This is a genomic window from Salipiger sp. PrR003 (genome assembly GCF_010500785.1).
Lineage (GTDB): Bacteria > Pseudomonadota > Alphaproteobacteria > Rhodobacterales > Rhodobacteraceae > Salipiger > Salipiger pacificus_A.
This window is the reverse complement of the sequence record NZ_JAAGOV010000109.1, coordinates 1-24000: the sequence shown is the minus strand read 5'-3', so window position 1 is coordinate 24000 and position 24000 is coordinate 1. Positions and strand designations below refer to the sequence as shown.

General features: G+C 66.0%; 21 protein-coding genes. 14 read left to right on the top strand and 7 right to left on the bottom strand.

Going from position 1 to position 24000, the window contains the following annotated elements:
• Positions 1-5 precede the first annotated feature (5 nt).
• From G0D83_RS29680 to G0D83_RS29660, 5 genes are all read right to left on the bottom strand, one after another.
• Positions 6-1004 carry an ABC transporter permease gene (locus tag G0D83_RS29680; RefSeq protein WP_370457363.1) on the bottom strand — a complete coding sequence of 333 codons (999 nt, stop codon included), beginning with the start codon at positions 1002-1004 and terminating at the stop codon, positions 6-8.
• Positions 1004-2521, bottom strand: a complete 1518-nt coding sequence (locus tag G0D83_RS29675) for a sugar ABC transporter ATP-binding protein (RefSeq protein WP_164198188.1) — start codon at positions 2519-2521, stop codon at positions 1004-1006. The genes G0D83_RS29680 and G0D83_RS29675 overlap by 1 nt, the downstream gene beginning before the upstream one ends.
• Before the next feature lie 10 nt (positions 2522-2531).
• Positions 2532-3674: a Gfo/Idh/MocA family protein gene (locus tag G0D83_RS29670; RefSeq protein ID WP_164198186.1), complete on the bottom strand. Its 1143-nt coding sequence runs from the start codon at positions 3672-3674 to the stop codon at positions 2532-2534.
• A gap of 1 nt (position 3675) precedes the next feature.
• Positions 3676-4731 carry a sugar phosphate isomerase/epimerase gene (locus tag G0D83_RS29665; protein WP_164198184.1) on the bottom strand — a complete coding sequence of 352 codons (1056 nt, stop codon included), beginning with the start codon at positions 4729-4731 and terminating at the stop codon, positions 3676-3678.
• A gap of 103 nt (positions 4732-4834) precedes the next feature.
• Positions 4835-5893, bottom strand: a complete 1059-nt coding sequence (locus tag G0D83_RS29660) for a LacI family DNA-binding transcriptional regulator (RefSeq protein WP_203595191.1) — start codon at positions 5891-5893, stop codon at positions 4835-4837.
• A 244-nt stretch (positions 5894-6137) separates the two neighbouring features.
• Between G0D83_RS29660 and G0D83_RS29655 the strand changes: the two genes are divergently transcribed.
• From G0D83_RS29655 to G0D83_RS29595, 13 genes are all read left to right on the top strand, one after another.
• On the top strand, positions 6138-7166 hold the full coding sequence (locus G0D83_RS29655) for a LacI family DNA-binding transcriptional regulator (protein ID WP_164198182.1): 1029 nt from the start codon (positions 6138-6140) through the stop codon (positions 7164-7166).
• Between the two features lie 118 nt (positions 7167-7284).
• A complete protein-coding gene (locus G0D83_RS29650) occupies positions 7285-8547 on the top strand; it encodes an ABC transporter substrate-binding protein (RefSeq protein WP_164198180.1) in 1263 nt (420 codons plus the stop codon).
• An 84-nt stretch (positions 8548-8631) separates the two neighbouring features.
• Entirely contained in the window at positions 8632-9558 is a 927-nt protein-coding gene (locus tag G0D83_RS29645; RefSeq protein WP_108969556.1) for a carbohydrate ABC transporter permease, read from the top strand.
• On the top strand, positions 9555-10385 hold the full coding sequence (locus tag G0D83_RS29640) for a carbohydrate ABC transporter permease (protein WP_108969558.1): 831 nt from the start codon (positions 9555-9557) through the stop codon (positions 10383-10385). Before G0D83_RS29645 ends, G0D83_RS29640 begins: the two co-directional genes overlap by 4 nt.
• Positions 10386-10390: 5 nt before the next feature.
• Entirely contained in the window at positions 10391-12049 is a 1659-nt protein-coding gene (locus G0D83_RS29635) for a glycoside hydrolase family 43 protein (protein ID WP_164198178.1), read from the top strand.
• A 21-nt stretch (positions 12050-12070) separates the two neighbouring features.
• A complete protein-coding gene (locus G0D83_RS29630) occupies positions 12071-13081 on the top strand; it encodes an ABC transporter ATP-binding protein (RefSeq protein WP_164198176.1) in 1011 nt (336 codons plus the stop codon).
• Positions 13078-14187, top strand: coding sequence for a Gfo/Idh/MocA family protein (locus tag G0D83_RS29625; protein ID WP_164198174.1), 1110 nt, complete (start codon positions 13078-13080; stop codon positions 14185-14187). Before G0D83_RS29630 ends, G0D83_RS29625 begins: the two co-directional genes overlap by 4 nt.
• On the top strand, positions 14184-14828 hold the full coding sequence (locus tag G0D83_RS29620) for a ThuA domain-containing protein (RefSeq protein WP_164198172.1): 645 nt from the start codon (positions 14184-14186) through the stop codon (positions 14826-14828). The genes G0D83_RS29625 and G0D83_RS29620 overlap by 4 nt, the downstream gene beginning before the upstream one ends.
• Before the next feature lie 96 nt (positions 14829-14924).
• Positions 14925-16220 carry a xylose isomerase gene (gene xylA / locus G0D83_RS29615; RefSeq protein WP_164198170.1) on the top strand — a complete coding sequence of 432 codons (1296 nt, stop codon included), beginning with the start codon at positions 14925-14927 and terminating at the stop codon, positions 16218-16220.
• Positions 16221-16790: 570 nt separating this feature from the next.
• Positions 16791-18713, top strand: coding sequence for a DUF3604 domain-containing protein (locus G0D83_RS29610; protein ID WP_164198168.1), 1923 nt, complete (start codon positions 16791-16793; stop codon positions 18711-18713).
• A gap of 2 nt (positions 18714-18715) precedes the next feature.
• Positions 18716-19120, top strand: a complete 405-nt coding sequence (locus G0D83_RS29605; protein WP_164198166.1) for a DUF302 domain-containing protein — start codon at positions 18716-18718, stop codon at positions 19118-19120.
• Between the two features lie 27 nt (positions 19121-19147).
• On the top strand, positions 19148-19990 hold the full coding sequence (locus tag G0D83_RS29600; protein ID WP_164198164.1) for a peptidyl-prolyl cis-trans isomerase: 843 nt from the start codon (positions 19148-19150) through the stop codon (positions 19988-19990).
• Positions 19987-20985 (top strand): HupE/UreJ family protein, encoded by a 999-nt coding sequence (locus G0D83_RS29595; RefSeq protein ID WP_164198162.1) that lies wholly within the window; start codon positions 19987-19989, stop codon positions 20983-20985. The genes G0D83_RS29600 and G0D83_RS29595 overlap by 4 nt, the downstream gene beginning before the upstream one ends.
• A gap of 119 nt (positions 20986-21104) precedes the next feature.
• Here the strand turns inward: G0D83_RS29595 and G0D83_RS29590 are convergent, their stop codons facing one another.
• Entirely contained in the window at positions 21105-21341 is a 237-nt protein-coding gene (locus G0D83_RS29590) for a DUF3604 domain-containing protein (RefSeq protein WP_164198160.1), read from the bottom strand.
• 18 nt (positions 21342-21359) lie between these two features.
• Positions 21360-23543: a DUF3604 domain-containing protein gene (locus G0D83_RS29585; protein ID WP_164198158.1), complete on the bottom strand. Its 2184-nt coding sequence runs from the start codon at positions 23541-23543 to the stop codon at positions 21360-21362.
• Between the two features lie 121 nt (positions 23544-23664).
• On the opposite strand from G0D83_RS29585, the gene G0D83_RS29580 reads away from it, so the two are divergent.
• Positions 23665-24000: hypothetical protein (locus tag G0D83_RS29580; RefSeq protein WP_203595684.1), on the top strand; the 336-nt coding region annotated here is incomplete at its 3' end.

Below are 24000 nucleotides of genomic sequence, written 5' to 3'. Positions count from 1 at the left end.
CAGGGTTACCCCTTTGCCTTGGCTTCCCGCTGCAAGATCACCGCGAGAATGATGATGACCCCCTGGATCGCGCCATTGAGATAGGGCGAGACCAGGTCGGTCAGATTGAGAATGTTGTCGATCATGCTCAGGATAAGCACGCCGATCACCGTGCCCCAGACCCGGCCGAAACCGCCCTTGAGGATGGTGCCGCCGATGATCACCGCGGCGATCGCCTCGAGCTCCCACAACACGCCGGTCGAGGCCGAGGCCGAGCCGAGCCGCGGCACGTACATGATCGTCGCCACGCCGACGAGCATGCCCAGCATGGCATAGGTCATCAGCCGCGTGCGGTTGACGTTGACATTCGAATAATGCGCCACGCTCTCGTTCGATCCGATTGCCGCGCAGTGCCGGCCGAAGCGGGCGCGGCTCATCAGCACCTCGCCGACGATGACCGTGAGCGCGAAGACGATGATCGGCCAGCTGATCCCGAAGAGCCCGCCGAAGTAGACCGGCCGGTAGAAGGTGCGCAGCCCGAAATCGAGGCTCAGCGTGCCGCCGTCCGCCAGCCAGGTGACAAGGCTGCGGTAGATGCCCATGCTGCCGAGCGTGACGATGAAGGCCTCGATCCCCAGCGTGGTGATCAGGAAACCGTTGATCAACCCTGCGGCGATCCCCGCAAGCAGCGCCACCGCCATGCCCAGCAGAATGATCGGGATGCCGACCCCAAGGACCGGCAGCGCCGCGTTCATCACCAGGATCATCAGCCCCGCGATGAAGGCCGCCATCGAGCCCACCGACAGGTCAAGCCCGCCGGCGGTGATCACGAAGGTCATGCCCACCGCGATGATGCCAATGAAGGCCGAGCGGGCCAGCACGTTGGTGATGTTGGCGGCGCTGAGGAAGTTGGAGTTCAGCGCGGTCCCCACCACGATCAGCACCAGAAGCGCGATCACCGGCCCCAGAACGCTCATCGAGGGGAGCGCCCTGCGAGGCTTGGTCGCCGCAGTTTCGGTCGTCATCATGCCACCCTTTCCGTGCTGCCCGTTCCAACGCCCATGGCGTGGCGGACGATTGTGTCTTCGGTGATCTGGTCGCCGGTCAGCTCCTTGGCGATCCGGCCCATGCGCATCACCATCACCCTGTCCGACAGGCCGATCACCTCCTGCATCTCGGACGAGATCACCACGATCCCATGGCCTTCTTCCGCGAGTTTGCGGAGGAAGGCGTAAATCTGCTGCTTGGTGCCGATGTCGATGCCGCGCGTCGGCTCATCGACGATCAGGATCATCGGATCGGACTGCATCACCTTGGCCAGCAAGAGCTTTTGCTGGTTGCCGCCCGACAGGTTGCCGACGCGCATGTCGCGCGCCCCGGCGCGGATGTCGAACTCGTCGATGGCGCGGTCGAGCGCGCGCTCCTCGGCGGCAAAGTCGATCAGCACCCGGCCGTATTTGTGCAGCGCCTGCAGGGTCAGGTTCTCGCGCATGCCCTTGCCCAGCAGCAGCCCGCGCAGCTTGCGGTCCTCTGTCAGGTAGCACAGTCCCTGCTCCAGCGCGTCGCCGGGCCGGGTGATGCTGACCGGCGTGCCGCCGATCTCGATGCGCGTGCTTGTCGCAGGCCGCAGCCCGCAGAGCCCCTCCATCGCCTCGGTGCGGCCCGAGCCGATCAGCCCCGCGATCCCGAGGATCTCGCCCCTGTGCAGGTCGAAAGAGATGTCACTGGCGCGGCCCGGAACGCTCAGCCCCTCGACCCGCAGCAGCACCTCGCGGTCCGGCGCCACGTCCGGCTTGTCGGGATAGAGGTCCGAGACATCCCGGCCCACCATCGCCGTGGCCATCTGGTCCTCGGTGATCTCGCCGGCCGGGCCGTCGTGCACCAGCGTGCCGTCGCGCAGCACGGTCACCGTGTCGGCGATCTCGGCCACCTCGCCAAGCTTGTGCGAGGTGAACAGGATTGCCGTGCCGGTCGACTTCAGTGCCCGCACCTGCTCAAACAGGATGCGCGTCTCCGAGCCCGTCAGCACGGCGGTCGGCTCGTCCATCACCAGCACCCGCGCGTCGCGGCTGAGAGCCTTGGCGATCTCGACCATCTGCTTGTCCGAGTTCGACAGTTTCGACACCAGCGTGTCCGGGTCGATGTGGCAGTCGATGCGCGCGAGATACTCGCGCGTGAGCCGGCGCATCCGCGCCTTGTCGAGCAGCCAGCCCTTCCGCAGCTCGCGCCCCAGAAAGATGTTCTGCTCGACCGTCAACTGCTCGGCGAGGTTGAACTCTTGGTGGATCATCACGATCCCCGCCTCTTCGCCATCGTGCAGCGAGCCGAACGCGACCTCCTGCCCGTCCAGCAGGATCTGCCCCGAACTCGGTGCCTCGATGCCGGCGAGGATTTTCATCGTTGTCGACTTGCCCGCGCCGTTCTCGCCGATCAGCGCCAGCACCTCGCCCGCCCGCAGGTCGAGCGTGACCCCGTGGAGAACCTCCACGGGGCCGAAGCTCTTTGTCACCTGACGGAGCGCGAGGACGGAGGGTGCGCTCATGGCTTGGTCCTCACAGCTTGGTCCATGCCGCGTTGTCCCCCGCCGAGGCGACGCAGGCGCGGATGAAGGCCATGCCCTCGAGCCCGGCCGCAATCCCCGGAAGAACGCCCATCACCGCCTCACGCGACGCGCCGCCCTGCACCGCACGGATCGCCTCGGCGGCCTCGGTATAGATCGTCGCGAAGCCCTCGAGATAGCCCTCGGGATGCCCCGACGGGATGCGGCTGACGGAGGTCGAGGCGTCGATGGCCCCCGGGCCGTTGCGGGTCAGGCGGCGGGTCGGCTCGCCGTGGGGGGTGAACCACAGATAGTTGGGATCCTCCTGCGCCCACTCGAGCCCGCCCGTTTCGCCATAGACGCGCAAGCGCAGGCCGTTCTCGTTGCCCGGCGCGACCTGGCTGCACCAGAGCATGCCGCGCGCGCCGCCCTCGTAGCGCAGCAGAATATGGGCGTTGTCGTCGAGCTTGCGCCCCGCGCCGAAGCTTTGCAGATCGGCGGCCAGCTCGGCCCCGGCAAGGCCGGTGACAAAGCCCGCAAGATTATAGGCATGGGTGCCGATGTCGCCGATCGAGCCGCCTGCCCCGGACCGCTCGGGATCGGTGCGCCACTCGGCCTGCTTCACGCCCTCGGTCTCCACCGCGTCGGTCAGCCAGTCCTGCGGGTATTCCACCTGCACGATGCGGATCTTGCCAAGCGCGCCGTCGGCCACCATCTGCCGGGCCTGCCGGATCATCGGATAGCCGGTGTAATTGTGGGTGAGGATAAACAGCGCCTTGCTCTCGGCCACCGCCTTTTCCATCGCCTCGGCATCCTCGAAGGTCGCGGTCAATGGCTTGTCGCAGATCACGTGGATTCCGCGCGACAGAAAGGCCTTCGCGGCGGGGAAATGCACGTGGTTCGGGGTGACGATGCTGACCGCCTCGATGCCGTCCTCGCGCGCCGCCTCGGCCTCGGCCATCTCCTCGAAGCTGCCGTAAGAGCGCGCCGGGTCGAGCCCCAGCGCCTCGGCGCTGGCGCGGGCCTTCTCGGGGGTCGAGGAGAGCGCCCCGGCCACAAGGTCGAAGTGGCCGTCGATGCGGCTCGCGATGCGGTGGACCCCGCCGATGAAGGCGTCGTTGCCGCCGCCCACCATGCCCAGTCTGATACGTGTCATGTCAGCCGATCCCCAAAAGTTTCTTGTTGGTCGCCTCGTCGATATCTCCGCCCGCGAAGTCGTCGAAGGCGTGCGGCGTGACGCGGATGATGTGATCCTTGACGAATTGCGCGCCCTCGCGCGCGCCATCCTCGGGATGCTTCAGCGCGCATTCCCATTCCACCACGGCCCAGCCGTCGAAATCGATCGCCGCCATCTTCGCGAAGATCGCGCTGAAATCGACCTGCCCGTCACCGAGGCTGCGGAACCGGCCAGCGCGGTCGACCCAGGGCTGGTAGCCGCCGTAGACGCCCTGCCGCCCGGTCGGATTGAACTCGGCGTCCTTGACGTGGAACATCTTGATGCGCTCGGCATAGATGTCGATGTTGTCGAGATAATCGAGGCATTGCAGCACGTAATGCGAGGGATCGTAGAGCATGTTGCAGCGCGCATGGCCGTTCAGCTTGTCGAGGAACATCTCGAAGGTGACACCGTCGTGCAGGTCTTCCATCGGGTGGATCTCGTAGCAAACGTCGACGCCGCAGTCTTCGGCATGGTCGAGGATCGGGCGCCAGCGCCGGGCCAGCTCGTCAAAGCCCGTGTCCACCATGCCCTGCGGGCGCTGCGGGAAGGGATAGACGAAGGGCCAGCAGAGCCCGCCGGAGAAGGTCACATGCTGGCCGATGCCAAGGTGCTTCGAGGCGGTGAGTGCCTTCTTGACCTGCTCCACGGCCCATTCGGTGCGCTCTTTCGGCTTGCCCTGCACCTCGGGCGCGGCAAAGCCGTCGACCCAAGCGTCATAGGCCGGGTGGACGGCAACGAGCTGCCCGAGAATGTGGGTCGACAGGTCGGTCACCTCGACGCCGTTGTCGCGCGCCTGCCCCGCCCATTCGTCGCAATAGGTCTGCGAAGTTGCCAACTTGTCGAGGTCGACAAGCCGCGCATCCCAGACCGGCACCTGCACGCCCTTGTAGCCGCAGTCGGCGGCCCACTTGGTGATGCCCTCCCAGGAATCGAACGGCGCGGTGTCACCTGCGAACTGTGCCAGAAACAGCCCCGGCCCCTTGATGGTCTTCATCGTCTCCTCCCTTTCACCGCCTGAACAAGGCGGCCTTCAATGGTTATTCAACTTGCCGGCCTGCCGCGACACGGGGCGCGCGCCCCAGCGGTGGCCAGCCGTGTCAGCCCGTAGACTCGAGCGCATCCGCCTGCGCCTGCGGCAGGTTCTCGCGCACGAAGATTGTCGGCACGATCGGGTCGGTCCGCAGCAGCTCGCGACGGTCAGCCAGCAGCGTCAGATGCTCGATCACCCTCGCCACCTCTTCCTCAGGGCGCTGGTCGATGATCACGTCGATGAGCCCCTCCTCGAGCGCACGCCGCGAATGCGGCACCAGCTCGTGCAGGAAGACATGGGGCCGCGCAGCATCCGGCGGCAGCGCCTCGAGCACCCGGACGAGCCCCGCATTCCCAGCGCCGGCGCTGTAGATCGCGGTGATCGCGGGATCCTCGGCCAGCGCCTGGCCGACCAGCGTCTCGACCAGTTCGAAGCGGTCGCGGCCCTCGACCACGGGCGCGATCTCGAATTCGCCGCCAATCACCTCGCGCATCCCCGCAAGCCGCTCGGCGTGGTCGCGCGCCGACAGCGCCCCGACCACCGGCAGCACCCGGCCCCTGCGCCCGCCGTGCGCCATGCGGATCAGCCGGCCGACCGTGCGCCCCGCCACCACGTTGTCGATTCCCACATAAGCGTTTCGCTGCGATCCTGGCACGTCCGAGACCAGCGTGACCACCGGGATGTCGCGGGCCCTCAGCGCGGCGATTGCGGCCACTGTCTGCGCGTCATCGCTCGCAACCACGGCCACCCCATCGACCGGCGCTTCGGCCAGCGCCTCCATTCGCGTCGTCAGCGCCTCGGCATCGAAGGCCTCGACGCTTTCGACCAAGAGGCTGATGCGGTCGGACAGCAGCCGCGAAGCCGCCTCTGCGAACAGCGCCTGCACACGGTGAAAGAAGGCATTGGAGCCGGACGGCAATACGACTGCGAACCGGTAGAGGCGCTGCTGAGACAGGTTGGCGGCCGCCACATTGCGCACATAGCCCAACGCCTCGATCGCGGCATGCACGTTGCGTGCCGCCTTTTCGGAGACGCCCGCGCGGCCGTTCACGACACGATCCGCGGTCGCATAGCTGACACCAGCGCGACGCGCGACATCCGACAAAGTCGGTGGCCGTCTGTTCATCGTAGTCCTCCCTGCGCGCACGCTCGCAGCGAAACAGCGTTGCGTCAATCGAATTTTGATAGACGTCTATCAAAACCCGTCACCCACGCCCGTCTCGGCAGCCTCCGGGAGAACCCCGCGATGCGAGGGCAAACTCATGGTGAGGCCATGAATTTCCTTCAGTTCACGAGTCTCCTCTGCTAATCTTTCAAAAATTGACGTACGTACCTTCAACAGGTCGCCATACCGGAGACGCACAGACCCGATGACCCGCCCGACAATTCACGACGTTGCCCGGGTTGCGGGCGTCAGCCTCTCGACCGTCGACAGGGTTCTGAACGACCGTGACGGCGTGCGCGAGAAAACCCGCGACCGCGTGCTCGACGCGATCGGCAGCCTTGGGTTCGAACGCAACCTCGCCGCCGCCAATCTCTCGCGCAAGCGACGCTATCGGCTCTGCTTCATCCTGCCTGACGGGCAGAACAGCTTCATGCACGCGCTCGAGGCACACGTCGCGGAAGAGGCCGCGGCGGTCCTGCGCGACTTCACGGTCATCGAGACGCGCAAGGTTCCGGCCTTCGACGCGGGCGCGCTGGCCGAGATGCTGCGGAGCCTTGATCCCGAGACCGTCGACGGGGTCGCCATGGTGGCGACTGACGCCACCATCGTGCGCATTGCCGTGCGCGAACTGCGAGCCCGTGGCATCGCCGTCGTCACGCTGGTGTCGGACCTTCCAGGCTCTGAAAAGCAGGGGTTCATCGGCATTGACAACGTCCAGGCTGGCCGCACCGCGGGCAGCCTCCTGGGGCGTTTCTGCCGCGGCCGCACGGGCCGGATCGCGATGGTCAGCGGTTCGATGCTGGTGCGTGACCACGCCGAGCGGCGCCTCGGCTTCGAGCAGGTGCTGCGCACCGAGTTTCCCGAGCAGACGCTCATCGCTCCGCTCGAAGGGCGCGACGACAAGGACCTCGTGCGGGACCAACTGGCAGCGCAGCTCGCTGCGGATCCGGGGATCATCGGCGTCTACAGCATGGGCGCAGGCAACCGCGGCGTGGCCGAGGCGCTCGCCGGCCTGCCCCCCGAGAGGGATGTCTCGGTCGTGGTGCATGAGCTGACGCCCTATTCGCGCGAGGCGCTGCTGCACGGCAGCTTCGATGCCGTCCTGCATCAGGACAGCCGGCGCGAGGTGCAGGGCGCGATCCAGCTTCTGCGAAGCCTTCTGGACGGCCAACTGCCGTCGTCTGTCATCGAGCCGATCCGCGTCGAGATTTACATGCGCGACAACCTGCCCTGAAAAAATCGCGGCAACTGATACATTGCGTCATGGCAGTTGCTGACGTACGTTAGTCAAGAAATCAGATTCGCCGAAAGCGGGTGGAGGACCCGCGGTGAATCAGCCAAGGGAGGATTTCATGAGACATACCGTTGCCATAGCCGCGCTGATGGGCGGACTAGCATCGGCCGGGGGCGCAATGGCCCAGACCGAGATCAACGTGCTGCGCGTCGCCGTGAACGATGAGCAAGAGGCCTACTACGAGCAGATCGCCAAGGCGTTCGAGGCCGAGCACGAGGGTGTGAACGTCACCTTCGAGTACATCGCCAACGAGGCCTACAAGTCGAAGCTGCCGACGCTGCTGCAGTCGGACGCGCGGCCCGACATCTTCTACAGCTGGGGCGGTCAGACCCTGGTCGAACAGGCCGAGGCAGGCTTCCTGCAGCCGATCAGCGACATGCTCCCCGAGGGGTTTGCCGAAACCATCCCCGAGGCCGGGCTGACCGCCTATTCGGTGGACGGCACGCTCTACGGCCTGCCCCTTTATGCCACCGAGGTGGTGTTCTGGACCAACAAGGCGCTGACCGAGAAGGCCGGTGTCGATCTCGACGCGATCAAGACCTGGGACGATTTCCTTGCCGCAGTACAGACGGTGAAGGATGCGGGGATCACCCCGATCATCGTCGGCGGGCAGGACAAGTGGCCGCTGCACTTCTACTGGAGCTACCTGGCCCTGCGCGAAGGCGGCAAGGACATCATCTCGCAGGCCATGGCGGGCGAGGATGGCGGCTTCGAGAACGAGGCCTTCGTGGCTGCGGGCAAGGACTTCCAGGAGTTGACCGCGCTCGAGCCCTTCCAGCCCGGCTTCATGGGCACCACCTACGAGACCTCGAGCGGCATGTTCGCCGATGGTGCAGGAGCCTTCTACCTGATGGGCGACTGGGACTACCTGCCGATGCGCGAGCGTTCGACCAGCGGCGAGGGCCTGCCGGACGACCAACTGGCGATCGTCAACTTCCCGGCGGTCTCTGACCCTGTGGTCGAGGGCGGCGAAGGTGCGACGCTCGGCGGCATCAATGGTTGGGCCGTGTCGAATTCCGCGGAGCCCGAGGCGGTCGAATTCCTGGCCTACCTGCTCAGTGCCGAGAACCAGCGCGAGGCCGCGCGCCAGCAGATCTTCATCCCCATCGTCAAGGGCACCGGCGACGCGCTGGAAAACCAGTTCTACGCCAAGGTCTCGAAGGACGTCGAAGACAGCTCGTACCACCAGATCTTCCTCGACCAGTTCCTCGGAGCCTCGGTCGGTGCGACGGTCAACGACATCTCGGCCGACCTCGCCCAGGGCGCGATCACTCCCGAGGAGGCAGCAGCGCAGGTCCAGGAGGCCTGGAGCTTCCGCTGACGCCCCACTCCCAGAGCGCCGCGCGCCGTCCCTCTCGGCGTGCGGCATCCGTCCCCACTTCTTCCTGACATACCGGAGACTGGCATGGCCACTGCCGCCGCCAGCCGGAGATTGCCGGCGTCCGAACGCCTGCGCCGCAGCCTCGGAAACGGTCGCGTCAGCGCCGTCCTGATCCTGCTGCCTCCTGCGCTGATCCTCTTCACCCTCTTCGTGATCCTGCCGCTCGGCGAGTCCGGCTACTACTCGTTCTTCAACTGGAACGGCTACGGCGCCCCGACCGACTTCGTCGGGCTGGAGAATTACCAGCGGATCGCCGGGCATTCGATCTTCCACAAGGCGGTCGGCAACACCGTCAAGATCGTCGCGGTCTCGCTGCTGATCCAGATGCCGCTGGCCCTGGTCCTGGCGCTGCTGATCTTTCGCAAGACGCCGACCAACGCGGTGTTCCGGCTGATCTTCTTCCTGCCCTACATCCTTGCCGAGGTGGCGGCGGGCCTGATCTGGAGCTTTGTCTTCGACGGCAACTACGGCGTCACCGCCTCGATCGCGCAGTCGCTGGGCATGGAAAGCTTCTTCATCCTCGCCGACCGGGACTGGGCCTTTGTCGCAGTGATGACGGTGATCGTCTGGAAGTACTTTGGCTTTCACATGATGATCTACATCGCCGCCCTGCAATCAGTCCCCGAGGACCTGATCGAGGCGGGCCGGATCGAGGGCGCCAAACGGCTGCAGATCGTGCGCTACGTGCAGATCCCGCACATCAAGCCGGCGATCATCGTCAGCGCCTTCTTCGCCATCATCGGTGCGCTACAGGTCTTCGACGTAATCATCCCGCTGACCAACGGTGGCCCCTCGAACCAGACCCACACGATCGTCACCTACCTCTACACCTTCGGCCTCACGCGCCTGAACATCGGCTTCGGCAGCGCCGTCGGGGTGATCCTCTTTGTCGCGGCAATCACCGTTGCGGTCTTCTACCAGCGCTTCTTCATGAAAGGCGACAAGGCATGACCCGCGGCCACCTGCTTCGCAACATCCTCCGCGTCGCCTTCCTGTGTCTCGTGGCGAGCTTCGTGCTCGCCCCGATGGTGGCGACGGTCCTGGGCGGCTTCAAGACCAATGCCGAGATCCGCACCAATGCCTTTGCCCTGCCGGCAAGCTGGAACTGGGAATTCTACGGCTCGATCGTCGCGGACCCCGCGTTCTGGCGCTACTTGGGCAACTCGCTGCTGATCTCGTCGGTTGCGGTGGTGCTCACGCTGATCGTCGGAGCCGCCGCCGCCTATGTCTTCGCGCAGATCAAGTTCTTCGGCTCGCGGATGCTGTTCTCCTATCTGCTTCTGGGGCTGATGTTTCCCTTCGCGACGGCGATCCTGCCGCTCTTCATCAAGGTGCGCGACGTCGGGCTGCTCGACACCTGGTGGGCGGTGATCCTGCCGCAGACCGCCTTTTCGCTGTCGCTCGCGATCCTGCTCTTCCGCACCTTCTTCGAGCAACTGCCGAAGGAGCTCTTCGAGGCCGCCTATATCGACGGCTGCGGCTACGTGCGGTTCTTCTGGCGCTTCACCCTGCCGCTCTCTGCGCCGATCCTGGCGACGGTGGGGGTCTTCGTCTTCGTGCAGAGCTGGAACAACTTCCTCTTGCCGCTGGTGGTGCTGAACTCGCGCGAGGTCTTCACCTGGCCGCTCGGCATGATGCAGTTCCGCGGTGAATACGTCACCGAATGGAACCGCACGCTGGCCTTCGTGACGCTCACGCTGGTGCCCGCCATCGTCTTCTTCCTCGCTGCGCAGAAATACATCGTCGCGGGGCTGACCGGCGGCGCCGTCAAAGGATGACTTCAATGACCGAAATCCGGAATCCGATCCTTCCCGGGTTCAACCCCGACCCCTCGATCGTGCGGGTGGGCGACGATTACTACATCGCCACCTCGACCTTCGAATGGTACCCGGGCGTGCAAATCCACCACTCGCGGGACCTGCGCAACTGGCAGCTGGTGAAGCGCCCGCTGGAGCGTGCGGCACAGCTCGACATGCGCGGCGATCCCGACTCCGGCGGGATCTGGGCGCCCTGCCTCACCTATGCGGATGGCCTCTTCTGGCTGATCTACACCGACGTGAAGCGCCGCGACGGGGCATGGAAGGACAGCCACAACTACCTCGTCACCGCGCCCTCGGTCGAGGGTCCCTGGTCCGATCCGATCTACCTAAATTCGTCGGGCTTCGATCCCTCGCTCTTCCACGACGAGGACGGGCGCAAATGGCTGCTCAACATGATCTGGGACCACAACCAGACCGGCGGCGACCGCTTTGGCGGCATCGTCTGCCAGGAGTACTCGGCGGAGGAACAGCGCCTCGTCGGCCCGGTCCACAACATCTACCGCGGCACCGACCACAAGCTGACCGAGGGGCCGCATCTCTACCGCCGCGACGGCTGGTACTACCTGCTGACCGCCGAAGGCGGCACCGGCTACGATCACGCGGCCACGATGGCGCGCTCGCGCGACCTGCTCGGCCCCTACGAGACCGACCCGGCCAAGCACCTGCTCACCTCGAAGGACGCACCGGGCGCCTACCTGCAGCGCGCCGGTCACGCCGACATCGTCGAGACGCAGGACGGTGAGCACTACCTTGTGCACCTCTGCTCGCGCCCGCTGGACGAGACGCGTGGCATCGAGACCGGCCGCGCGAAGGGCATCCATGCCGACGACGTGCGCCGCTCGCCGCTGGGCCGGGAGACCGCGATCCAGAAACTGGTCTGGCCCAAGGACGAGTTCCCCCGCCTCGCCCACGGCGGCTGCGTGCCCGCCGCCTCGGTGGCGGCGCCGGATCTGCCCGAGCACCGGTTCGAGCCCGAGCCCGCCCGGCTGACCTTTGCCCCCGGCGCGCTGCCGCGGCCCCTGCAATGGCTGCGCAGCCCCGAGCCCGAACGGCTCTTTTCGCTGACCGAGCGCCCCGGCGCGCTGCGCCTCTTCGGGCGCGAGGCCCCGGGCTCGCAGTTCGATCACGCGCTGGTGGCGCGGCGGCAGACCGATCTCGCCTTCACCGCCGAGACCGAGATCGACGTCACCCCCGGCGACTACCAGCAGTTCGCCGGGCTGATCTCCTGGTACGGGCGGTTCAAGTTCCACTACCTCGCGGTCACCGCCGACGCGGCCAGCAACCGGCTGCTGACGGTCTACAGCTGCGCCGCCGATTGGCCCGACGCGCGGGTGAGCTACCCGGTCACGCCGATCCCCCTGCCCGCCTCCGGCACGGTGCGGCTTGGCGTGGACGTCAACGGCGGCAGCCTGCGCTTCCGCTACGGGCTCGGCGAGAACGGCGACTGGCGGGACCTTGGGATCACGCTCGACCAATCGGCAATATCGGACGAGGCCGGCAACGGGCCGGGTAACAACTTCACAGGCGCCTTCGTGGGCATGTGTGCGCATGACACATCGGGGCGCGGCCGCCCCGCCGATTTCCTGCATTTCACCTACGAGCCCAACGAGTCCCGGACATGACGAACGCAAGGAGCCGAACCCATGGCTGAAGTCCGCCTCAACAACATCACCAAGAAATTCGGCGCCGTGACCGTCATCCCTGACATGTCCCTGACGGTGCCCGACGGGTCTTTCACCGTGCTCGTCGGCCCGTCGGGCTGCGGCAAGTCCACGCTGCTGCGCATCATCTCGGGCCTCGAGATGCCCAGCGACGGCGAGGTGATGATCGGCGGCGAGGATGTCACCTTCGCCGAACCCTCGGACCGGGGTATCTCGATGGTGTTCCAGAGCTACGCGCTCTACCCGCACATGACCGTGGCGCAGAACATCGACTTCGGGCTGCGACTGGCCAAGACCCCCGCCGCCGAGCGCGAGGCGCGGGTGGCCGAGGCAGCGCGGATCCTCGCGCTGGAGGACTATCTCGACCGCAAGCCCGGGCAGCTCTCGGGCGGTCAGCGCCAGCGCGTCGCCATCGGCCGTTCGATCGTGCGCCAGCCGAAGGTCTTCCTCTTCGACGAGCCGCTGTCGAACCTCGACGCCGCGCTGCGCGGGCAGATGCGGGTGGAGCTGGCGCAGCTGCACCAGTCGCTCGACGCGACGATGATCTACGTCACCCACGACCAGGTCGAGGCGATGACCCTCGCCGATCAGATCGTGGTGATGAACCGCGGCCGGATCGAGCAGGTCGGCGCGCCGATGGAGCTCTACGACCGCCCCATGACCGAGTTCGTCGCCGCGTTCATTGGCTCGCCCAAGATGAACCTCCTGCCCGGCGAGGCCGTCGGGCGGAGCGACGTGAAGACCGTTGGCATCCGCCCCGAGCACCTGCGCGCCGACCACGAAGCCGGCGATTGGCCTGCCACCGCCAAGGTGGTGGAAACGTTGGGGGCCGACACCGTGGTCTACGCTGATGCGGGTGCCCTTGGCGAGATTACCGTGCGCCTGCCCGGCAACATGCGCCTGAACGCCGGCGAGCGGCTCTTCCTGAGCCCCGAGCCGGGCAACCTTCATCTCTTCGACAAGGACGGGAACCGGATGGAGCAAACATCATGACTGCGTTGGGAGTGGGCGTCGTCGGCTGCGGCGTCATCAGTGAAATCTACCTGAGCAATGCCGCGCTTTTTCCGCAGATCGAACTGCGGGCCGTGGCGGATCTGAACTCCGACGCAGCCCGCGCCAAGGCCGAGGCCCATGGCGTGCCGGCGATGACGCCTGCCGAGCTGATGGCGCGGGACGACATCGACATCGTGCTCAACCTCACCATCCCGGCGGCGCATGTCGAGGTCGGGCTGGCCGCGCTCGAGGCGGGCAAGCACGTCTACTCGGAAAAGCCCCTCGCAGGCAGCACCGCAGACGCGCGGCGGCTCGTCGAGGCCGCGGAAGCACGCGGCCTCAGGATCGGCTGCGCCCCCGACACGTTCCTCGGCGGCGCGCATCAGAGCGCCCGCGCGCTGCTCGATGCCGGGCGCATCGGAACACCCACCGCGGGCACCGCGACGCTGATGCTCGCCGGACACGAGCGCTGGCACCCCAACCCCGATTTCTACTACGCCGGGCCAGGGGCCGGGCCGCTCTTCGACATGGGCCCCTACTACATCACTGCCATGGTCGCGCTGCTGGGTCCGGTGCGCCGGGTGACCGCGCTTGCCGCGCGCGGCCGCGACCGCCGGATCATCGCCACCGGCCCACGCGCGGGCCAGTCGGTCCCGGTCGAGACCCCCACCCATGTGACAGGTGTGCTCGAATTCGCCGACGGCGCGCTGGTGCAGATCGTTACCAGCTTCGACGTGAAGGCCCATGGGCACGCACCGCTCGAGCTTTACGGCACCGAGGGCTCGCTGGTCATTCCCGACCCGAACCGCTTCGACGGCACGGTGCGCCTCTATGGAGAGGACTGGCAGGACCAGCCCACCACCCACGCCCATGGCGACGGCAACTACCGCGGTCTTGGGCTTGCCGAGATGGCCACGGCGATCCAGGCCGGGACGCCGCACCGCGCGAGCGGCGCGCTGGCACTGCACGTGCTCGACGTGATCGAGACCCTCCTGGCCTCGGCCGAGAGCGGGCAGGCCATCGACCTCAAAACCACCTGTGAGCGCCCGGCGGCCATGCGCCCCGGCGGCACCATCGGAGACATCAGCGCAGCGGAGGCGGCATGACGAAGAAGGCACTCATTTTCTGGGGCGGCTGGGAGGGTCACGAGCCCGAGGCCTGCTCCGCAATCGTCGAGGACATGCTCCGGACCGAGGGCTTCGACACAAGGCGCGAAGAAGGCATCGCGGTGCTCGGCGAAGAGGGTCTCGGGCAGTACGATCTCATCGTGCCGGTGATGACCCAGGCCCAGGTCGGCAAAGACGAGCTGGCCAACCTTCTGGCGGCCATCGAGGCCGGCACCGGGCTCGGCGGTTTCCATGGCGGCATGGGCGACACCTTCCGCGCGGACCCGGCCTACCAATTCATGGTGGGCGGGCAATGGGTGGCCCATCCGGGCAACATCCTCGATTACCGGATCGAGATCACCCGGCCCGAGGATCCGCTGGTCGAAGGCATTGGCGATTTCGACTACCGCTCCGAGCAATATTACCTCCACGTCGATCCCGGCATCGAGGTGCTGGCAACCACGACCTTCAGCGGCGAGCACGCCCCCTGGACCAAGGGCACCGTCATGCCGGTGGTCTGGAAGCACCGTTACGGCCAGGCGCGGGTGTTCTACTCGGCGCTCGGCCATGTCGCCTCGGAATTCGAGGTGCCCCAGATGAAAGAAATCCTGCGCCGCGGCCTGCTCTGGGCGGCGCGCTGATCTTTGCGGGCACCGCCGGCCCTGCCGCGCGGATGCCCCTTCCCCACCACATCCCGGCCTCCCCCCAATCCGGCGGAGGCATTGAAAGGACCGCACATGTCTGATTTCTTTGGCGACCTCAAACCGCTGCGTTTTGATCCCGAGGGCGAAGGCCCCTGCTTCCGCCACTACAACCCCGACGAGATCGTCATGGGCAAGCGCATGGAGGACCACCTGCGCTTCGCGGTGGCCTACTGGCACAGCTTCGCCTATGAGGGCGGCGACCCCTTCGGCGGCCGCACTTTCGAGCGCCCGTGGTTCGGCGAGGACATGGACGCCGCGCGCCGCAAGGCCGATGTCGCCTTCGAGATGTTCGACCTGCTGAACGTGCCCTTCTTCTGCTTCCACGACGCCGACATCCGCCCCGAAGGCGCGAACTTCTCCGAGAGCCTGCGCAACTTCGAGGAAATCGTCGACATCTTCGAGCGCAAGATGGAGACCTCGAAGACCCGGTTGCTCTGGGGGACCGCGAACCTGTTCAGCAACCGCCGCTTTATGGCCGGGGCTGCCACCAACCCCGACCCCGACGTCTTTGCCTGGTCCGCCGCCACGGTGAAGGCCTGCCTTGACGCCACGCATCGCCTGAACGGCGCGAACTACGTGCTCTGGGGTGGGCGCGAGGGCTACGAGACCCTGCTCAACACCGACATGGGCCGAGAGCGTGAACACGCCGGGCGCTTCCTGTGCATGGTGGTCGATCACGCCAAGAAGATCGGCTTTGACGGCACCATCCTGATCGAGCCGAAGCCGCAGGAGCCCACCAAGCACCAGTACGATTACGACGTGGCGACGATCTACGGCTTCCTCAAGGATTTCGGGCTTGAGAAAGAAGTGAAGCTGAACATCGAGCAAGGCCACGCCATTCTCGCCGGGCACAGCTTCGAGCACGAGCTGGCGCTGGCGCGGGAACTTGGCATTCTGGGGTCGATCGACATGAACCGCAACGACTACCAGTCCGGCTGGGACACCGACCAGTTCCCCAACAACGTGCCCGAGACCGCGCTGGCCTATTACGAGATCCTGCGCGACGGCGGCTTCACAACCGGCGGCACCAACTTCGACGCCCGCCTGCGCCGGCAGTCGCTGGACCCCGAGGACCTGATCACCAGCCACGCCGGGGCGATGGACATTTGCGCGCGCGGCTTCAAGGCGGCGGCGCGTATGCTCGAGGACGACGCGCTCGAGGCGCCGCGGCGCGAGCGCTATGCTGGCTGGGACACGCCCGAGGCGCAAGCGATGCTCCAAAGCGACCTCGACACCATTTCCGCGCGTGTGATCTCGGAGGGCATCGACCCGCAGCCGCGCTCCGGCCGGCAGGAGGTTCTGGAGAACATCGTCAACCGCTACGTGTGACGCCGGCCGCCCGATGCGATCGGGACATGACAGCACGGCGCGCCCGGACCTCGGGCGCGCCGTTTTCTTCTGCGCATTCGGTCCACCCCTGCTTCGACCGATCGCCTGCAACGCCCTGCCGCCTGCTGCGCGAGGGAGAGTTGGAGCCCCACAACCGGGGCCCTTCAAGCGATCCCTTCGACGGCACGCATTTCTGCAACCACGCAGGCAGGCAGCCACGGGGCTTTTGCGACATCATGTGCGAGCGCCCGAGCGCGTCCCCCAGTAGGTCGACGGCAGACCACGCATCAGAATGCAGCCCGGCCCACTTGCCGGAGTCAGCTTTCGCATATCCGCAAACATGCCCTCATCAGAGCCCAAGCGGCCCTGAGAGTTCCTTGAAACAGCTGCGATAACTCAAGACAAAGCGCGCTCGGTTGCGTTTTGGCTCATGCGAGAGTTTTCCCTTGATTACCTTAGGTCAATCGCAACGATAATACACTCAGAGGTAGCGGGCGACTCGGCTTCAGCCCTGCCGGCGATATTGAAAGACCGATTTTGATACAGTCCTTGATGCAGAAAGGCTGATCCATGGCACGCCATTTCGTCTCCATCCTGCTTTCCAGCACATTGCTCGCGACGCCACTTCTGGCGCAGGTGAACACCGACGCCGGCACCATCACGCCCGAGAAGATCGAACGTTTCTTCAACCAGCCGGGCTATTCGCCCTATGCTGGGCGCAACTTCCCGACCCGCCCGCTCTGGGGCGAGATGCACCTGCACACGTCTTGGTCGGGCGACGCGGTCGCAGGCGGCACCCGGATCGGTCCCGACGAGGCGCTGCGATATGCCAAGGGTGCCCAGATCACCTCCAGCACCGGCGTCGATGTGAAGTTGTCACGCCCTTACGACTACATGATGGTGGCCGATCACTCCGATGCGTTGAACATCTTCAACGGCATCCTCGAGGGCGATCCCACGCTGATGACCGATCCGCAGCTCAAGGAATGGAACAAGGGCATGAATGCCGGCGGCGCCGCGGCCAGCGCGGTGGTCATGGACATCATCACCCAGCAGGGCGAAGGCACGCTGCCAGAGGCCGTGACGGACAACGACACGCAGTTCGACATGTGGCGGCAGATGACCGAGATCGTCGAGGGCCACAACCAGCCCGGCATTTTCACTGCGCTCATCGGCTACGAATGGACATCGAATTTCGGCGGCGGCAACAACTTGCATCGCAACATCGTCTACCGCGACGGCAAGGACAAAGCCGACATGGTGCGGCCCATGACCACCTTCGACAGCGACATTCCCAACAAGCTCTGGGAGTGGATGGAAGCCTACGAGGAAACCACGGGAGGCAGGGTTCTGGCCGTCCCGCACAACGGCAACCTCTCGAACGGGCTGATGTTCGCCACCGAGACCCCGGATGGTCAGCCGATCGACCAGGACTGGGTGGAGACGCGGGCGCGCTGGGAACCGCTCTACGAGGTCACACAGGGCAAGGGCACCTCCGAGCAGCATCCGACACTCGCGCCCACCGACGAGTTCGCGGACTTCGAAATCTGGGACAAGGGCAACCTGAACGTGGTGCCCAAGGAACCCGGCATGATCGACTACGAGTATGCCCGCGAAGCGCTCAAGCGCGGTCTGCTGCTCGAGGATGAGTTCGGCACGAACCCGTTCAAGTTCGGCATGGTCGGCTCGACTGACGCCCATACTGGCATTTCCTCTACGGAAGAAAACAATTTCTTCGGAAAGTTCCCTGCAAGTGAGCCCTCGCCCGAACGCTCCACCGGAAATGCCTTCGACTTCGAGGGCCGCACCGTGAAGGACTGGCAGCTCGGCGCCTCCGGCTTGATGGCGGTCTGGGCGCAGGAGAACACCCGCGCCTCGATCTGGGACGCGATGAAGCGCAAGGAGGTCTACGGCACCACCGGCACCCGCATCGGGCTGCGCTTCTTCGGCGGCTGGGAGTTTGAAGAGGCTGACGCGCTGGGGCGGAACCCCGGAACCATCGGCTATGGCAAGGGCGTGCCCATGGGCGGCGACCTGATGCCCGCGCCCGAGGGCGCCGAGGCGCCAAGCTTCCTCGTCGCGGCGCTGAAGGATCCCTACTCGGGCAACCTCGACCGCATCCAGATCGTGAAAGGCTGGGTCGATGCCGAGGGTGAGATGCAGGAGAAGATCTTCGACGTGGTCTGGTCTGGCGACCGCGAGCCCGGTGAGGACGGCAAGCTGCCTCCGGTCGGCGATACGGTGGACGTGGAGAACGCCAGTTTCGCCAACACCATCGGCGCGTCCGAGCTGATCACCGTCTGGACCGATCCCGAGTTCGACCCGGCGCTCGATGCCTTCTACTACGCCCGGGTCATCGAGATCCCGACCCCGCGTTGGACCGCCTACGACACCGCCTATTTCGACGATGCAGCCTTCACCGACGACGTGCCGATGACGGTGACCGACCGCGCCTACAGCTCGCCGATTTGGTACTCCGCGAGCGGCGAGTAAGCATGTCTGGCTTCGGAACCGAGGTCCCCCTAGATCGCCCGTTTGACGAGGCGGTCGAGGCGGTGACCGCGGCGCTCGCCGCCGAGGGCTTCGGGGTGATCTCGCGGATCGATCTCGACAAGGCCTTCGCGGAGAAGCTCGGCACCGAGTTTCGCCGTTACACCATCCTCGGGGCGTGCAACCCAGGGCTCGCCCATCGGGCGGTGACCGCGCGGCCCGACGTCGGCCTGCTGCTGCCGTGCAACGTCACCGTCGAGGAGGCCCCCGGTGGCGCGCTGGTCCGCCTGGTGGACGCCGGACAGATGATGGCCATGGGCGATCTTGGAGAAGTGGCCGAGATTGCCGATCTGGCGCAGGACGCGGGCGCCCGGCTGAACCGGGTCGCCGATACCTTGCGCAGCGGCTGATGGCGGAAGGGTCAGGAAGGCAGGACCATGAAGATCGGCACCATTCTCCGCTCCCCGCTGCTGCATTTTTTCGTGCTGGGCGGGCTCGTCTTCGGGTTTTATGCAGTCACAGCCCCGCCAGAGGCCCGCGCCCCCCGCGACGATGTGCTGCGCCTCACCGAGGCAGAGATGAACCGCATGGCCGACAGTTTCCTGGCCGCATGGGGCCGTGCCCCGACCGAAGCGGAATCCCGCGGCCTTGTACGCGACTGGGCGATAGAGGAGGTGATGGTGCGCGAGGCGTTGGCGCTCGGTCTCGACAAGGGTGACGCGATGATCCGCAACCGCCTGCGCACCAAGATGGAGTTCCTCGCCGAGGCCCCTGCCGCCACCATGACGCCGGACGACGCGGCACTGGAGGCGTATTACGCGCAGAACGCCGCGGCCTACGCGCGCCCCGCGCAGGTCAGCTTCACGCAGGTGTTGCTGCCCGGAGATGCCACGGCTGAGGAAGTGGCGGCGCTGCGCGCCGAGCTGGAGCAGGGTGCGGACCCCGGCGGAATTGGACAGGCGACGATGCTGCCGACGCGGCTCGAGGCGATGGCCGCGCCGGCGGTGGAACGTGTCTTCGGCGGCGGCTTCGGCGGGGCGGTGGCCGGGTTGCCGCTGTCCGCCTGGTCGGGGCCGCTGTCCAGCGGCTACGGGCAGCACCTGGTCAGGCTGGACGCGGTCGAGGCGGCGCAACTGCCGCCGCTCGAGAGGCTGCGCGACACGGTAATCGCCGACTGGCGCTCAGCCGAGGCGCGCAAGATGCGCACTGCCTTCACCGACGAGTTGCTGAGCCGATATAGGCTGGACCTGCCCGGTGATGATGCGGCGGAGCAGCCATGAGGCATTTCCTGGCCCTGATCCTGCTGCTGACCGCGACGCTGCACCCCGGCTGGGCGAGGGCCCATGCTCTCGATCCCGGCTTTCTCGAGCTGTCGGCCATGGATAGCACGCAATGGCGGGTGAGCTGGCGGATGCCCGACGTGAACGGACGCCCGATGCCGATCAGGCCGCGACTGCCCGAAAACTGCCAACAGACCCCGGCGCCCGATCCCGCCTTCGACGGGAGGGCCTGGGTCACCTCGTTTCTTGCCACCTGCCCCGAGGGGCTGGCAGGCGGCAGCATCGGCATCGACGGGCTGGAGCGCACGCGCACCGACGTGCTGGTGCGCTACGAACTGGAGCCAGGGCAGGCGCAGACGCAGCGTCTCACGGCAGGATCGCCGGAGTTCACCGTCCCCGCCGAGCTGGGTCCAGGCGCGGTCTTTGCCAGCTATGTCTCGCTGGGCGTCACCCATATCCTCGAAGGCGCGGATCACCTTATATTTGTCTTTGCCCTGCTGCTGCTCGTGCGCCAGCCGCGGCGCCTGCTCTGGGCGATCACCGCCTTCACCCTGGCGCATAGCCTCACGCTGGCCGCCGCCACGCTGGGCCTGTTGCGCCTGCCCTCGGCCCCGGTCGAGGTCGTGGTGGCGCTGTCGATCGTCTTTCTCGCCTACGAGCTGGCTCTGCCGCCCGAACGTCGCGATCCCGTCTCCGAGCGCTTTCCGGCGCTGGTCTCCTTCGGCTTCGGGCTTATCCACGGGCTGGGCTTTGCCGGCGCGCTGCGCGAGATCGGCCTGCCACAGGCAGACATACCGCTGGCACTGCTGTCGTTTAATATCGGGGTCGAAATCGGCCAGCTGATGTTCATAGGCGTCGTGCTGACGATCGGCTATTTCGCGCGCCGCATGGCCCCGGCGCTGGCCAAGCACGGAGCGCTCCTGAGCCGGGCAGCCAGCTATGGCATCGGCAGCATCGCGGCCTTCTGGGTGATCGGGCGCATGACGGCATTCTGATTATACCCACGATGACTTTGGCTCCGCGTTCCATGAGACGCAGGCCCTCGAGATGGTCGCACCTCGGAGCAGAGTTCTTGCTGCTGCGGGGCGTGTTCGGAACGTCCGCACTGCCGCCTCTAATCCCCTGAAGGAGGCTGCAAGGGGCGATGAAAGGCTGCTTCAGGGAGCCGCGCCGCGGCATGGCTCACCCAAGCGAAGGTCGGGCGCCGCACCTCGGCTTTCCCGAAGTCCCATCCGGCGAAGGCGCGGACGCGCAAGCGCGTGCCCGTCGTCGCAAAGACCTCACGCCAATCGAAGGCATCCCAGATTGACTCCCGGAGGTTCCCGGTCGCCAAGGCGGCGGCAAGACCCAAGGCACCAAGGTCGATGTTTTAAAGTGAGTATTGCGGATCGAGCGCACTCTCGATGTAGATGCCGTCCTTGCGGTGGATGGCCTCGACGGCGACCAGCAGGATGCTGAGCGCGATCAGCGTTTCGACCGGGAGCGGCGACAGTGAGACGTAGCCGAAGGGCGCGAGATGCTCGGGCTGGTTTTCCGTCACCAAAACGAGGTGCATCCCCAGCCCCGAGCGCACCGGCCCGGACCACGTCGCGACCGGCCGCTCCGAGAGTGTGTCCGCAATGCCGCCACCGAATGAGTTTCCCCGTGCCCGCGCCGAAGTCAGCGCCCAGTCCGTCGGCATCGCCAGCTTGCCGCGCTGGCCCGGCGGGACCTCTCCGCCCCCCCCTGCAACGACGCGAGCGCCGCTTCCGACGCCTCGTCCCCGGCCTCGGCAGGCAGGGGGAGCGCCTGCCGGAACACGATAGCCTGCGGCAGGATGAAGAAATCGGGGGGCGCGGCTTGGAAGGCGCGCAGCTGTTCCTCGGTGGGCGTAGTAGAAAGCCCCTACGTCGGGGGGCCAGTCGGGATCGGTCCAGACCGTCATCCGCTCGGGATCGCCCTTCTCGGTGTTGAACTCACCGGTCTCCATGTTGATCGGAGCATCGACGGGCGTGACGCTGCCATCCGCCTGTAGGCGGTCGCCGGAGGCCGCGACGTCGTAGATGGTGTCCTTCATCTCGCCGTTCTCGTACCAGCCCTTGATGATCTGGATGCGGTCGAGGTTCGGCCCGATCGGGTCCTTCATCGCCCAGACGAGGAACTGCGGTGCCTCGGTGCCGGTGTAATCGCCGCCCATGGGCACGCCCTTGGCGTAGCCGTCGGTGACCATGGAGTCATAGCTGTCGTAGCTCTCGGCAAAACCCTGCCCGGCGAAGACGCGCACCTTCATGCGCGGGCCGGAGGTGGCGAAGGTCTCCTTGGCCATCATCGAGTCCCAGATCGCGCCACGGGTGTTGGACTCCGCCCAGACCGCTGTCAGCGCGCCGGGGTTCACGTCGGAGATTTGCATCTCGCCCTCGAGCACCGAGGTCGAGCGTATCTCGGCGGTCTGGTCGGCATAGCCATGGCTGCCGACCATGAAGTTGTCTTCCTCGACGTTGCTTGGGGTGCCGTTGTGACTGTCGGTGCCGCCGACGAAGCCATATTTGAACGGCTTCACCCCGAGGTCGGCATTATACTTGATGCCGCGCCCAAGCCCGTAGCGCACGAAGTTCTCCTTCACAAAGCCACGGCCGCTGAAGCGCTGGATCGACACGGCGTTCTCGAAATCGGCGAACTCGTCGTTGGGCCAGAAATTCGGCACCACCTCGGAGTTGCCCTTCACCTGCATCATTTCGATCAGCGGCTCCATCGAAGCGCGGGTCTCGGCATACTCCTGGCCTATCGGCACGCCGGTCAGGCTCGCCTCGGCGAAGAGCAGCCCCTTGGATTCATTCGAGTTGTGCGGGATCGCGAAGACCTTCTTGCCGTCGTCGCGCTGTGCCTGCATCCACGCCCAGAGCTGTTCTGGATCACCGCCCTCGTTCGAGGAAAACGGCATCTCGGGCACGTTCGCATCGCGGAAGAAGACGTTGCGGTGCTGGTTCGATCCGCCCGGCGCCGAGGTCCACTCATAGGCATGGATGGTGGTAAAGGTGCCCGGCTGGTAGTGCTTCTCGGTCGCCTCGACGTTCTTCTGCCACGTCGTCTTGATCGCCTCCTCGCCCTGGAAGAAGGGCGGGTGCGGATCGCCGCCACCGGCCAGCGGGGTCAGCACGTACTTGCCATAGAGCCCCAGCGCGGTCTCGAGATCCGGCGCGGTGCGGAAGGCGACAGCGATCTCGTCATCATAACCGGGGGCACCCTCGGTCATGAGGCTGTAGGCCTCGCCCATGAATTCCGAGTGGTCGGTGACGGCGACGAAATCGAGCGGGCGCTTGATCTTGTGCAGGCTGCCGTTGACCATGATCTCCTCGCCCTTGGCGAAGCGGTAGGCATCGTCCGGCGTCAGCCGGTTGCCGCCGATGAAGGCGTCCATCGACACACCTGTGTGGACGTGCTGCTCGCCGAAATAAGCCTCCTTGAGCGGATTGGTCGGGGCGTTGGCCTCTGTGGCCTGCGCCAGCGCGCCAGTGGCGGTCGTGGCAAGCAGGGCGCCAATGCCTATCAGGGGCAGGAAATTGGGTCGTTTCATGATCAAATGTCCTCGTTCCGTAAGGAATCCGAAGGTTGGTAATATCGACAGCTTAGCACGCAAAGTGGTCACGCATAGCGGGAGTAGACTATCCAGCCCAATGGAATAACACTGCCCACGCATGGGCATTTCGAAACATATTGACCTAACTGCAGAGGACAGGCGCAAGCTTGAGGGACGGGGATGGCTCTACCGTCAGCCCGAGGCGCTCCGCGCGGCCGTGCTGGACGCCTGCGTGGTGATGGAGCTGGACCGGGGCGAGAGCGCCATGCACCTCGGTGGCGAAGACGGCGGGCTCTTCGGGCTGATCTCCGGCTGGCTCGACGTCTTGATCTCGCCGGGCGCTATGGACCTGGAGTGCGCACCTGCGGATGGACCAAGTTGGCCGGTTGAATTGACCTCCTGCGGGCTTTCAGAGGAAGAAAGCCTATGCCCAGACGCCACCGAAGCCATAGTA